Origin of the sequence: Streptomyces sp. NPDC046925 (genome assembly GCF_040644915.1) — a bacterium.
Classification (GTDB): Bacteria; Actinomycetota; Actinomycetes; order Streptomycetales; family Streptomycetaceae; genus Streptomyces.
In genome coordinates, this window is sequence record NZ_JBEYWZ010000001.1 from 408,682 (window position 1) to 421,591 (window position 12,910).

General features: G+C 69.4%; 9 protein-coding genes and 1 pseudogene. 8 read left to right on the forward strand and 2 right to left on the reverse strand.

What is annotated here, in order from left to right; genetic code table 11:
- Positions 1-104: 104 nt before the first annotated feature.
- Positions 105-1,346 (forward strand): SAV2148 family HEPN domain-containing protein, encoded by a 1,242-nt coding sequence (locus ABZ906_RS01640; protein ID WP_361194764.1) that lies wholly within the window; start codon positions 105-107, stop codon positions 1,344-1,346.
- Between the two features lie 125 nt (positions 1,347-1,471).
- Positions 1,472-2,203: a 3'-5' exonuclease gene (locus ABZ906_RS01645; RefSeq protein WP_361376127.1), complete on the forward strand. Its 732-nt coding sequence runs from the start codon at positions 1,472-1,474 to the stop codon at positions 2,201-2,203.
- A gap of 40 nt (positions 2,204-2,243) precedes the next feature.
- Here the strand turns inward: ABZ906_RS01645 and ABZ906_RS01650 are convergent, their stop codons facing one another.
- Positions 2,244-3,098: an aminoglycoside phosphotransferase family protein gene (locus ABZ906_RS01650; protein WP_361376130.1), complete on the reverse strand. Its 855-nt coding sequence runs from the start codon at positions 3,096-3,098 to the stop codon at positions 2,244-2,246.
- 172 nt (positions 3,099-3,270) lie between these two features.
- Here ABZ906_RS01650 and ABZ906_RS01655 point away from each other — a divergent pair, with 172 nt between their 5' ends.
- The 5 genes and pseudogenes from ABZ906_RS01655 (at position 3,271) to ABZ906_RS01675 (ending at position 8,920) form a co-directional block, all read left to right on the forward strand.
- Positions 3,271-4,194, forward strand: coding sequence for a sugar ABC transporter permease (locus ABZ906_RS01655; protein ID WP_361194758.1), 924 nt, complete (start codon positions 3,271-3,273; stop codon positions 4,192-4,194).
- Positions 4,194-5,027: a carbohydrate ABC transporter permease gene (locus ABZ906_RS01660; protein WP_361195023.1), complete on the forward strand. Its 834-nt coding sequence runs from the start codon at positions 4,194-4,196 to the stop codon at positions 5,025-5,027. Before ABZ906_RS01655 ends, ABZ906_RS01660 begins: the two co-directional genes overlap by 1 nt.
- Positions 5,027-6,322 carry a sugar ABC transporter substrate-binding protein gene (locus ABZ906_RS01665; protein WP_361376133.1) on the forward strand — a complete coding sequence of 432 codons (1,296 nt, stop codon included), beginning with the start codon at positions 5,027-5,029 and terminating at the stop codon, positions 6,320-6,322. Before ABZ906_RS01660 ends, ABZ906_RS01665 begins: the two co-directional genes overlap by 1 nt.
- 51 nt (positions 6,323-6,373) lie before the next feature.
- Positions 6,374-7,658: pseudogene (gene mgt / locus ABZ906_RS01670) on the forward strand (macrolide-inactivating glycosyltransferase).
- Positions 7,659-7,942: 284 nt separating this feature from the next.
- Positions 7,943-8,920 (forward strand): CDP-alcohol phosphatidyltransferase family protein, encoded by a 978-nt coding sequence (locus ABZ906_RS01675; RefSeq protein ID WP_361194755.1) that lies wholly within the window; start codon positions 7,943-7,945, stop codon positions 8,918-8,920.
- A gap of 70 nt (positions 8,921-8,990) precedes the next feature.
- Here the strand turns inward: ABZ906_RS01675 and ABZ906_RS01680 are convergent, their stop codons facing one another.
- Positions 8,991-11,249 carry an MMPL family transporter gene (locus ABZ906_RS01680; protein WP_361376136.1) on the reverse strand — a complete coding sequence of 753 codons (2,259 nt, stop codon included), beginning with the start codon at positions 11,247-11,249 and terminating at the stop codon, positions 8,991-8,993.
- Between the two features lie 371 nt (positions 11,250-11,620).
- Between ABZ906_RS01680 and ABZ906_RS01685 the strand changes: the two genes are divergently transcribed.
- Positions 11,621-12,829 carry a S8 family peptidase gene (locus tag ABZ906_RS01685; RefSeq protein WP_361194751.1) on the forward strand — a complete coding sequence of 403 codons (1,209 nt, stop codon included), beginning with the start codon at positions 11,621-11,623 and terminating at the stop codon, positions 12,827-12,829.
- Positions 12,830-12,910: the final 81 nt, after the last annotated feature.

The following is a 12,910-nucleotide window of genomic DNA, read 5'->3' on the forward strand; positions in this document are numbered from 1 at the left end:
AGAAAACACCCTCCCCATCCGGCTGCACCGGCCGCCGCTCCCGGAGTACCCTTCCTTGATCGTTGAACGGGGGAGTGCTCGGGGGAGCGGAAGGGGTGCGCTGGGTGAGCTCGGGAGGGCGGGAACTGCCCCCTGGTGACGAGGGTCACGAGGGGAGTTCCGCGGACGGCCCGCCCGGAGCGGTGTCCCTGGCGCGGCCGATGGAGATGGGATCTCAGATCGGACCCGAACTGGACTGGGGCGCCGACGCCTGGCGCGAGGTGCGCACCCGCGCCCAGCGCGCCGGGCGGGCCTACATCTGGCTGAATCTCGTGGAACAGCGGCTGCGCGCCGTCGTGGCCGCCGTTCTGCGCCCCATCTATGAACCGGTGCACGCCGACGACTGGGTGGTCGCCGCCGCCGGACCCGCCGGGCAGGAGTGGGTCCAGCGGGCCGTCGCCGTACGCGAAGTCAGCCGCCGCAAGGGCTACTTGCTCGACCCGGCCGACGACAACGTCCTCAGCTTCCTGACGCTGCCCCAGCTCCGCGAGCTGATGGTGCAGCACTGGCCGTGCTTCGAGCCGTACTTCGACGACCGCAGGGACGTCGAACTCGCTCTGGACGAGCTGGAAGTGACGCGGAACGTGGTCTCGCGCAACCGCGCCCTGTCCACCGCCGTCCTCGCCCAGGCCGAGCGTGCTTCGGCCAAGCTCCTGGACATACTCGGCGCGGGCACCGACACGCCGTCCGCGCGCCGGCTGCCCGTCGACGCCGTCGAGTCCCTGGTCGGCGACCGGTACGCCGACGTGGTGGGCGTCCACTCGGACCGGGTGCGGCTGCTGCGGCAGTTCCCCGCCGAGGACATCTTCGGCGGGGCCCGCCGCCTCGACGCGATCGGCATAGGCCTGAACCTCCTGGTCCAGAACTTCTCCGGGCGGCGCCTCGTCCGTCTCGCGGAGTCCGGCTGCCGGGTGCGGCTGCTCTTCCTCAACCCGGCCAGCAGTGCGGTCAAGCGCCGGGAGCGTGAACTGGGCCTGAAGCGGGGCGAGCTGAGCCGCAGCGTCGAGATGAACATCCTGCACATGCGCCGGGTGCGGGCCCGCTTGCGCGATCCGGGCGCCTTCGAGATCCAGGTCTTCGACGAGACGCCGCGCTTCACCGCGTATCTGGTCGACGGGGACGGCGCGGACGGCATCGCGGTCGTCCAGTCGTACCTGCGCAGGACGCGGGGGATGGAGGCGCCGGTGCTCGTGCTGCGCGGCGGCCGCCGGGTGGTCAAGGCGGACGAGCCGGACGACAACGGACTCTTCGAGACGTACCGGGAGGAGTTCGAAGTGGCCTGGACGGACTCACGGCCGGTCTCCTGACCCGCCGGGGCCATAAGCCTCGCCCCGAGCGGAGGGCGGTAAGCGGAACGCGCGCCTCGGATTGTCAGTGGCGCGTGGGAACCTGGTGGTCAATGGGGGAAAGCACCACAGAGAAGGGGGCGGCCATGGGCTGGCACCGGGAGCTGCTGATCGGGTTCGACCTGGAGACGACCGGGACGGATCCGCACGAGGCGCGCATCGTCACGGCGGCGGTGATCGAGGTCAGGGCCGGCGAGACGCTGGGCCGCAGGGAATGGCTCGCCGACCCGGGAGTCGAGATCCCGGCGGAGGCCGTCGCGGTGCACGGCATCTCGAACGAACGGGCCACGGCGGACGGCAGACCGGCCGCGGAGGTCGCCGACGCGATAGCGGCCGTCCTCGTGGCGTACTGGCAGACGGGCGTCCCCGTCGTCGCGTACAACGCCACCTTCGACCTCACCCTGCTCTCCGCCGAGTTGCACCGGCACGGCCTGCCGTCCCTGCGCGAGCGCCTCGGCGGCGCGGAACCGGCCCCGGTCATCGACCCGTACGCGATCGACCGCTCCGTCGAGCGCTACCGCAAGGGCAAGCGGAACCTGGAAGCGGTCTGCACGGAGTACGGGGTGCTGCTCGAGTCCGCCCACGACGCCACGTCGGACGCCCTGGCCGCGGCCTGTCTGGCGGCCGCGATAGCCGAACGCCACCCCAAGCTGGCGGCCTTCGGCCCCGCGGAGCTGCACCGCCGCCAGATCGACTGGTATGCGGAGTGGGCGGCGGACTTTCAGAAGTTCCTGCGGAAGAAGGGGCAGGAGGACGCGGTGGTGGACGGCACATGGCCGCTGCGGGAGCAGTTCAGCGAGTCCGCGTCCGGAGTCTGAGGCCCGTCGCCGGCGTCTGAGGCACCTCAGTAGGAGCACCTCAGAAGGGGTACCACCGCACACCCGGGTCGCCGTCACGCAGCGAGGCGACCCGGCGGCGGAACTCGGCCAGTGCCTTCGGGTTGCCGGGAGCGTGCTGCGCGACCCACGCACAGCTCGCCGTCTCCCGCGCGCCCCGGAGCACCGCACACCCCTCCCACTCCCGCACGTCCCAGCCGTAGCGAGCGACGAACCCGTCGTACGCCTCGGCGGGCAGTCCGTAGCGGTCGCGCGAGAGCGCCATCACGACGAGATCGTGCTCCCGCAGGTCGGTGGAGAAGGTCTCCAGATCCACCAGGACCGGACCGTCCGCGCCCACCAGGACATTGCGGGGGAGAGCGTCGCCATGAATGGGACCAGGAGCAAGACGGGGGGTGAGCGCCGCTGCCGCCGCCTCGAATCCGTCCCTGCGCTCGCGCAGATAGTCCGCGTCCTTGGCGTCGATCGCCTCACCGGCGAGTCGCAGCCACCGCTCGACCCCGCCGAGGAGTTCACGCCGGGGCAGCTCGAAGCCGGGCGCGGGAAGCGCGTGCACGAGGCGGAGGAGGGCTGCGAGGTCGCGCGGCTCGGCAGGACGCACGGAGTCCGGCAGCCGGTGCCACACCGTCACCGGGTGCCCGTCCACCAGACCGGGCTCGGCCTCGGCCGCCCGTACGGCAGGCACGCCCGACTCCTCGAGCCACCGCGCGACCCGCAACTCCCGCCGCGCACGGTCGAGAAGCTCCGGCGCGGCCCGCCCGACCTTGACCACCGAGTCGCCGCCGGCGAACACCGCGTTCTCGCCGAGTGCGAGCAGCGCCGCGTCCCGATCGAGTCCCGCAGCGCTCAATACGTCCCTTGCCCGCGCCTCGTCCATCCGCTTCCTCCCGCACCGCTTGCTCTGTCCGCGCGACACATCCTCCCATTTGCACAGGCCAAGGGGCTGCCGGGCCTGCGCAGCTGCTTGACGTATCAAGATCCCATCAGCACGATGACGGGGGCCGCCTGGGCGGCCAAACCCCGATGAGCCGCCCAAAGGAGCCGATTCCGTGACATTGGCGACCGCAACGAAGCGGTCAGCGAAAGGCCCGTCCGCGCGCAGAGGCGCGGACCACGGCGCCTGGTTCCTGGTCCTTCCCGCACTGATCCCGATCCTGATCCTCAGCGTGGTCCCGCTGCTCTACGGCATCACGCTCGCGTTCACCGACTCCCAGTCGGGGCGCACCGAGCCGACCCAGTGGGTCGGCGCCCTCAACTTCCAGGACCTGCTGCACGACACCCTCTTCTGGGACTCGTTCCGCATCGGCCTGCTGTGGGCGTTCGGTGTCACCGTGCCGCAGTTCTTCCTCGCGCTCGGCCTCGCCCTGCTGCTCAACCAGCCGCTGCGGATGCGCTGGCTCGCGCGGGCGCTGGCGATCATCCCCTGGGCGATGCCCGAGGTGGTCGTCGGCATCATGTGGCGGCTCGTCTACCACCCGGACGCGGGCGTCCTGAACGAGACGATGTCCACCCTCGGCCTCGGCGAGGGCAAGGACTGGCTGACCGGCACCTCCACCGCGCTCCTTGCCGTGATCGTCGTCGGCGTCTGGGCGGGCATGCCGCAGACCACCGTCGCGCTGCTCGCCGGACTGCAGAACACCCCGCGCGAACTGCACGAGGCGGCGGCGATGGACGGAGCGGGCGCCTGGCGGCGCTTCCGTACCGTCACCTGGCCCGCGATCAAGCCGATCGCCCTGGCCATCACGGCGCTCAACTTCATCTGGAACTTCAATTCCTTCGCCCTGGTCTACGTCCTCACCCAGGGCGGCCCCGGCGGCCGCACCCGCCTGCCCATGCTCTTCGCCTACGAAGAGGCCTTCCGCTACGGCCAGTTCGGCTATGCGGCGGCCATGGGCTGTGTGATGGTCGCGGTGATCTCCGTGATCCTCGCCTTCTACCTCGTCGGCCGTCTGAAGGGAGCCGACGAGTCATGATGCGTACGAAGAAGTCCACACGCACCGCGCAGTACGCGGCGCTCGCCGCCTATCTCGTCTTCCTCGCCTTCCCGTTCCTCTGGCTGATCTCCACGGCCTTCAAGCCCGCACGGGAACTGGGCAGCCTGCATCCCACCTGGATCCCGAAGAATCCGACCCTGGAGAACTTCCGGCAGGCCTTCGACGAGCAGCCGCTGCTCCAGGCCGCCGGAAACTCCCTGATCGCGGCGCTCAGCGCCTCGCTGATCGCGGTCGTCATCGCGACCCCCATGGCCTACGTCATGGCGCGGCACCGCAATCGCGTCTCCAAGGCGGCGACGGGCTGGGTGGTGATCAGCCAGGCGTTCCCCTTCGTCCTGATCATCATCCCGCTGTTCCTGATCCTGAAGAACCTGCACCTGATCAACTCGCTGCTCGGCCTGATCATGGTCTATGTGGTGTGGTCGCTGCCCTTCGCGCTGTGGATGCTCGTGGGGTACGTCCGCGCCGTGCCCGCCGAACTGGAGGAAGCGGCCGCGGTCGACGGCGCGAGCAAGGTGCGTACGTTCGTCTCGGTCGTCGCGCCCCTGCTCGCCCCCGGCATCGTCGCCACCGCGATGTTCGCCTTCATCACCGCATGGAACGAGTTCTTCTTCGCGCTCGTCCTGCTCAAGACCCCGGAGAAGCAGACCTTGCCGGTCATCCTCAACCGCTTCATCGGCACCGAGGGCGTCGCGGACCTCGGGCCGCTCGCCGCGGCGGCGTTCCTCGCGACCATCCCCTCGCTCGTCATCTTCGCGATCATCCAGAAGCGGATCACGGGCGGCATGCTGGCCGGGGCGGTGAAGGCCTGATGCGCGCAGCACCACGCCTCGTGACCGCCGCCACCGCGGTCCTCGCGCTGCTGCTCGGCGGCTGCAGCGGCGACTCGGCCGACGACGACGGGAAGATCACCCTCCAGTTCCAGTCCCTGGCCTGGCAGAAGGAGTCCGTCGACGCCAACAAGGCGCTCGTCAAGGAGTGGAACGCCACCCACCCGGACGTCAAGGTCGAATACATCCAGGGTAGTTGGGACAGCGTCCACGACCAGCTGCTCACCTCCTTCGAGGGCGGCGAGGCGCCGGACATCATCCACGACGCCTCGGACGACCTCGCCGACTTCGCGTACGGCGGATATCTCGCCGACATCGGCGATCTGCTGCCCGAACGCCTCAAGTCCGACATCCCGCGGCGCAGCTGGGAGACGGCCACCTTCGGGGGCAAGGTCTACGGAGTCCCCTTCCTCCAGGAGCCGCGCGTACTGATCGCCAACGCGAAGTGGCTGAAGAAGTCGGGCGTACGGATTCCGACGCCCGAGAAGCCGTGGAGCTGGGAGGAGTTCCGGTCGGTCAGCAAGGATCTCGGCGACGGCAAGGACGGGAAGTACGGCGTGGCCTGGCCGCTCAAGGAGCCGGTGTCCGCGACGCTCAACCTCTCGCTGTCGACCGGCGGAAAGATGTTCCACCGGGGCGAGGACGGCAAGGTCGACGTCCGTTTCGACGCGGCCGACGAGATCATGCCGCGCACGGTCCACGACCAGGTCAACGTCGACAAGAGCGCGTCCGGCAGCACCCTGGGCATGGGCGGCTCCGACACGCTGCCGGGCTTCTTCGGCGGCAAGTACGCGATGGTCCCGCTCGGCTTCTCCTACCGCCAGCAGATCGTCCAGCAGGCGCCGAAGGGCTTCGACTGGCAGGTGCTTCCCGCACCGGCCGGGTCCGAGGGCCTCGCCCAGGGCGTCAGCCCGCAGACCCTCTCCGTCTCCGAGGACAGCCCGCACAAGAAGGAGGCGGCCGAGTTCATCGACTTCTTCCTCCAGCCGGACAACATGGTGAAACTCGCGCGCGGCGACTGGATGCTGCCGACGGGCAAGGAGGCGCTGAAGGACCCCGCCCTGCGCACGAAGAAGGACGACTGGGCCGCGGGCACCGCCCTCGCCGAGGACCTGCGCCCGGCGCCCGCGCAGTCCGTGCGGGGTTACCCGGAGTGGAAGGACAAGGTCGCCACCCCGGCGCTCCAGGAGTACTACAGCGGGGCGATCGGCCTGGACGAACTGCGCAAACGGCTGGTGGAGGACGGGAATCTGGTGCTGGCGCGCTATCAGCGGTGAGGCCGGGGGAGTCGGGGGAGACGGGGGAGTCGGTGACACCGCGACCGGCTCCTGCCCACCCAGTTGCACGATACGTATCGTCTCGTTTAGGGTTCCGGGCATGACCACACGCCGGCGTGCCCATATCGCCATGTTCTCCATCGCCGCGCACGGGCACGTGAACCCGAGCCTCGAAGTGATCCGTGAGCTCGTCGCCCGCGGCCACCGCGTCACGTACGCCATTCCGCACCTCTTCGCGGAGAAGGTCGCCGCGACCGGCGCCGAGCCCGTGCCGTTCGAGACGACGCTGCCGGGCCCGGACGACGACCCCGAGGCCTGGGGAACCGAGCTGATCGACAACATCGAGCCGTTCCTCACCGAGGGCATCGAGACGCTGCCCCAGCTGGCCGCGGCGTACGAGGGCGACGAACCGGACCTGGTCCTGCACGACATCACCTCGTACGCGGCGCGCGTGCTCGCCCGTCGCTGGGGCGTCCCCGAGATCTCCCTCTCGCCGAACCTCGTGGCCTGGGACGGCTACGAGGAAGAGGTGTCGGAGCCGATGTACGCCGAACTGAAGGAGACCGAGCGGGGCCAGGCGTACTACGCGCGCTTCCACGCCTGGCTGGAGGAGAACGGGATCACCCAGCACCCCGACCCCTTCGTCGGGCGCCCGCCCCGCTCGCTCGTCCTGATCCCCAAGCCGCTCCAGCCGAACGCCGACCGCGTCGACGAGACCGTGCACACCTTCGTCGGCGCCTGCCAGGGCGACCGCTCGGCGCAGGGTGACTGGCAGCGTCCCGCCGACGCCGAAAAGGTGCTGCTCGTCTCGCTCGGTTCGTCCTTCACCAAGCAGCCCGGCTTCTACCGCGAATGCGTCAAGGCGTTCGGGGATCTGCCCGGCTGGCACGTGGTGCTCCAGGTCGGCAGGCATGTCACGGCGAGTGAACTGGGCGACGTTCCGCGGAACGTGGAGGTCTGCCAGTGGGTGCCGCAGCTCGCGGTCCTCAAGCAGGCCGACGCCTTCATCACGCACGCAGGCGCGGGCGGCAGCCAGGAAGGGCTCGCCACCGCGACGCCGATGGTCGCGGTGCCGCAGGCCGTCGACCAGTTCGGCAACGCGGACATGCTCCAGGCGCTCGGGGTGGCCCGGCACGTACCGATGGAGGAGGCCACCGCGCAGACCCTGCGGGACGCGGTGCTCGGACTGACGGGCGACCCGGAGGTGGCGCGGCGCCTCGCCGAGGTGCGGGACGGGATGGCGGGGGAGGGCGGCACGAAGATGGCGGCCGACCTCATCGAGGAGGAGCTCGCGAAGGCGGCGAAGGCGAAGGCGGCGGGGCGGGCCGGGGGATGACGCCGACGGCGGTCTGGCTGTGGATTCGGCTGGTCGGGGCCTGATGCCGCCCGGGTGTGATGCTCCGGGAAGGCTTTTGGTTACACGCCGGGGAATTCTGTTACGTACCTGTCGTTCGATAACGCTCAGGTAACGCAGGGTGGTTCTGGCATAGGTATTGACTCGTCCTGCCCGTTTGACCATTACCCCGGCCGAAAGGTTGCACGCTCGGCTACTTGTTAGTTGAACCAATGGCTTCTTAGCGTGAGGTGAACGTTCCGCGAACGCCAGGAAGTTGACCCCACATGCGACGAGACATACCGCCCCTCGACGAGGTGCGCCGCATCACCCAGAAGAAGCGTGACGCCTGGTGGACCGTGATTCTGGTCGATCCGGTCGCCACGCCGCTGGTGCGGTGGACGGCGATGCGGACCAGGATCACGCCCAACCAGATCACCTGGGGCGCGTTCTTGCTGGGGCTCGTCTCCGCGGGGTTCTTCGCGATGGGCGACTGGCAGTGGCTGGCCGTCGGTGCCGTCGTTTATCACTGCAGCTTCATTCTCGACTGCATGGACGGAAAGGTCGCCCGTCTCACCGGCACCGGTTCGGTCTTCGGCGCCTGGCTCGACTTCGTCTTCGACCGGATTCGCGTGATGGCGTGTGCGGTGGCCCTGATGGGCGGCCAGTTCCACCGCACCGGAGATGCCTTCTACATCTGGGCCGCGGTCGCCGTGGTCGCCCTCGACACCCTGCGCTACATCAACGGCCTCGAGATCTTCAAGATCCGGCACACCATGCGCAAGCAGATCAAGAGCCGCATGAGGGCGGCCCGCCGGGCCGAGAACGAGGCCGAGCTGGCCTTCATGGAGGACCTGCTGCGGGACAACCCCGAGGCGGACATCGAGCAGGACCTGCAGAAGACGCGGGCGGAGCAGGGAGTTCCGCAGACCCCGGCCGCGGCTGCGGAGCCCGCGCCCAAGCGACAGGTCATCGACCTGCACCAGGAGTTCCGGGGCAAGTTCCCCGCGTATCTGCGGGCACGCTCCTTCCTGCTGCGGCACCGCATCCGTACGCACCTGGTGAGCGGCATCGAGTTCCAGATGGGCGTCTTCATGATCGGCCCGCTGTTCGACGTGGTGCTCCCGGCGACGATCGTCTCCGGCGCGCTGCTCCTCGTCTTCGAGCTGGCCATCATCTACAAGCTGCTGCTCTCGACGCGGGACTTCACGCGGACCATCGACTCCTTCGAGGAGCGCAAGGTCATGGCAGGGGCCTCGGCGTAGGCAATCACCGGCTTCGCCGAGTTCGTCCTCAAACGCCGGACGGGCTGTCTCCAGCCCGTCCGGCGTTCTTTTACGCCCGTACCCGCTCCCCTCGCACAGGCACCGGCGCCTCTCCGGCGGAGGGCTCGTCGTGCGTCATGTCCGGCAGCCACCGCAGCCACCGCGGCAGGTACCAGTTCCGCTCCCCGAGCAGCGCCATCACCGCCGGGAGCAGCACCCCGCGGATCACCGTCGCGTCGATGAGGACCGCCGCCGCGAGGCCGACGCCCATCTGCTTCATGGACTGCATGGAGAGCGTCCCGAAGATGGCGAAGACGGCGACCATGATCACGGCGGCGCTCGTCACGACGCCCGCCGTGGTCACCACGCCGTGGCTGATCGCCTCCTTCGTCGTACGTCCCTGGAGCCGCGCCTCCCTGATCCGGGACACGACGAACACGTGGTAGTCCATCGAGAGGCCGAAGAGGATCACGAACAGGAACAGCGGCAGCCACGCGATGATCGCGCCCACTCCCTCCGCGCCCACCAGTGACGCGCCCCAGCCGTGCTGGAAGACGATCACCAGGATTCCGTAGGCCGCCCCCACCGAGAGCAGGTTGAGGACGATCGACGTGATCGCGATCGTCAGGGAGCGGAACGAGAGCAGCATCAGCACGAACGCGAAGACCACCACGAACGCGAACACCGGCGGGACCGACGAGGAGAGCTGGTCGTTGAAGTCCTTCGAGCCCGCCACCTGACCCGTCACCGGCGCCTCGACCCCGTCGACCTCGCCGAGCGTCGCGGGCCGCACCTCGTCCCGCAGCACGCCGAGACTCTTCTCCGCCTTCTCCTGATCGGATCCGCCCACCAGCGGCACGGTCAGGAACGCGACGTTCTGGTTCCTGTGCACCGTCACGTCGACAGGCCCGCCGGACGCCCCCGAGCTCACCGCCTGCTTCCGGAAGTCGGCGATCGCCGCCCGTACGTCGGGCGCGTTGATGTCATCGGCCTTCACCACGACCTCGGCGGGCTCCGAACCGCCGGGGAACGCCTCGTTCACCCGGTCGTACGTCGCCACGATCGGCAGTGAGTCGCCGAACTCCTGGTCGAGGGTGAGCTGCTGGGTCTTCATGCCGAGCGCGGGCAGCGCGATCGCCGCGAGGACACCCGCCGCGATCACCACCGAGACGACCGGGCGCTTGAGGACCCGGCCCACGACCGCGCGCCACAGCCGGCTCTCGCTCGGCACGCCGCCCGCCCGCTCCCGGCGCCGCAGGAACGGCACCCGGCCCTTCTCGACGCGCTCGCCGAGCAGCGAGAGCAGCGCGGGCAGGACCGTCACCGAACCCACCATGGCGACCGCGACCACCATCAGCGAGGCGACGCCCATCGCCTCGAACTCGCCGATGCCGGTGAACAGCATGCCCGCCATCGCCACGCACACCGTGATGCCCGAGACGACCACCGCCCGGCCGCTGGTGGCCGCCGCGATGTTCAGCGCGGTCTGCGCGTCACGGCCCTTGGCGCGCTCCTCGCGTTCGCGCCGCAGATAGAAGAGGCAGTAGTCGACGCCGACCGCGAGGCCCACCAGGAGCATCACGGAGTTCGCCGTCTCGCTCATCGGCTGGACCTGGCTGACCAAGGCCATCAGGCCCATCGTCGCCATGATCGCGGTGACGGCCAGGGCCACCGGAAGCAGCGCGGCGACCAGCGCGCCGAACGCGATGAGCAGGATGCCGAAGGCGACGGGGACCGCGGAGTACTCGGCCTGCTTGAAGTCCTCGCCGAAGGCGTCGTCGAACGTCTTCTGCATGCTGGCGCCGCCGATCTCCTCGACCCGCAGCCCGTCGCGCTCGTGCGCGTCCGCCACCTTGCCGACGGCCTCCAGGACCGGCCCGACACGATCCCCCGCCGTCTCGTCGTCGCCGCGCATGTCGAACCGCACCAGGGCGCTGCGGCCGTCCTTGGAGACCGATTCGCTCTTGTACGGCGATGTCACCGCCGTCACTTCACCGGTGGCCCCGACCGCCTTCATGACGTCGTCCACGGCCTGGCGGAAACGCGGATCGGTCGCCTTGAGGGCGCCGGGCCCTGTCTCCTTCGCCTGGATCAGGACGCTCTCGCCGACCGGCTCCCTGATGCCCGCGTCGTCCACGATCCGTGTCGCCTGATTGATCTCGCCCTTGAGATCGTTCTGGTCGACGTCCGTGCGGCCCACGGCGGAGCCGAGCGCCATCGACACCACCACGAAGAGCACCCAGATGCCCACGGCCGCCCATCGGTGCCCGGCGCTCCATCCGCCGGCCCGGGCGGCTATCCCCCGTACTCGTATGCCTTGATTCCCCATGGCTCGAAGCTAGGGCGAGGCCGGGGAGGCGCTCGTCGTGCCGGACGGTGAACCGGGCGGGCGCGCTCTCCTCCCTCCGGACCGGGCGTCCTCCTCGTCAAGAAGGAGCCGGGACACCGCAAGCCCCTTACATCTATGCGGACTTACGAGTTTCAGCCCCGTGGTGTCCGATCTGCCGACGGGGGCCCGATTTGTTATTACAGAACCTTGTTGAACAAGTCACAGGTGTATGTAGGTATTGATCTGCGCGCGTCAATCAGACATGGTTTCGTCCCAACGCCCGGAGATCTTCCGGATCTCGAGGGCCGTCGCAGTGAAGTTTTGAAAACCCCCCACATCCCCCCACAGACACCACGAGGAGACCCCTCTTCATGGCAACTCACAAGCGTGTCCGCTCGGTGAAGCTCGTCGCGGCGATAGCCACCGCCGCCACCGCGGTCGGAGTCACCGTCTTCGCGACCTCGTTCGCCGGTGCGGCAACCCCCGCCGAGGGCAAGGTCTATGGAGCCAACGCCAAGGGCGCCGTCGCGGGCAGCTACATCGTCATGCTCGACGAGAAGGCCGACAAGGGCGACAAGTCCGACCTCGCCGAGGAGTACGGCGGCAAGCTGAAGCACAACTACTCCTCCGCCATCAACGGCTTCTCGGCCAAGGGCCTGAGCGAGACCGACGCCAAGCGCCTGGCCGCCGACCCGGCCGTCGGCAAGGTCGTCCAGTCCAAGAAGTTCAGCATCAACGCCACCCAGGACAACCCGCCGTCGTGGGGCCTGGACCGCATCGACCAGGACGACACCGCGGGCGACAAGAAGTACACGTACCCGGACGCGGCCGGTGAGGGCGCCACGGCGTACGTCATCGACACCGGTGTCCGCGTCAGCCACAAGGACTTCGGCGGCCGCGCCACCTCCGGCTTCGACGCCGTCGACAACGACGACAACGCCGACGACGGCAACGGCCACGGCACGCACGTCGCGGGCACCATCGCCGGTGACGCGCACGGCGTCGCCAAGAAGGCGAAGATCGTCGCGGTCCGCGTCCTGGACGACCAGGGCTCCGGCACCACCGAGCAGGTCGTCGCGGGCATCGACTGGGTCACCAAGAACCACGAGGGCCCCTCGGTCGCCAACATGAGCCTGGGCGGCGGCGCCGACGAGGCGCTCGACGCGGCGGTCCAGAAGGCCATCGCCTCCGGTGTCACCTTCGCGGTCGCGGCCGGCAACGAGTCCTCCGACGCCGGTCAGGGCTCCCCGTCCCGCGTGAAGGAGGCCATCACGGTCGCCTCCTCCACCAAGGACGACGAGCAGTCGGACTTCTCCAACTTCGGCAAGGTCGTGGACATCTACGCCCCGGGCTCGGACATCACCTCCGACTGGAACACGGGCGACGACGCCACCAACACCATCTCCGGCACGTCGATGGCGACCCCGCACGTCGTGGGCGCCGCCGCCGTCTACCTCGGCGCCCACCCCGACGCCAAGCCGGACGCCGTCTCCAAGGCGCTGACCGACGGCGCGACCGCGGACAAGATCTCGAACCCGAGCGAGGGCACGCCCAACAAGCTGCTCAAGGTCGTCGAGTAACACCTGACCGGGCAACACCCACAGGACAGGCGGTCGTCGTGCCCACCCCCACGGGGCACGGCGGCCGTCTTATGGTGTGCG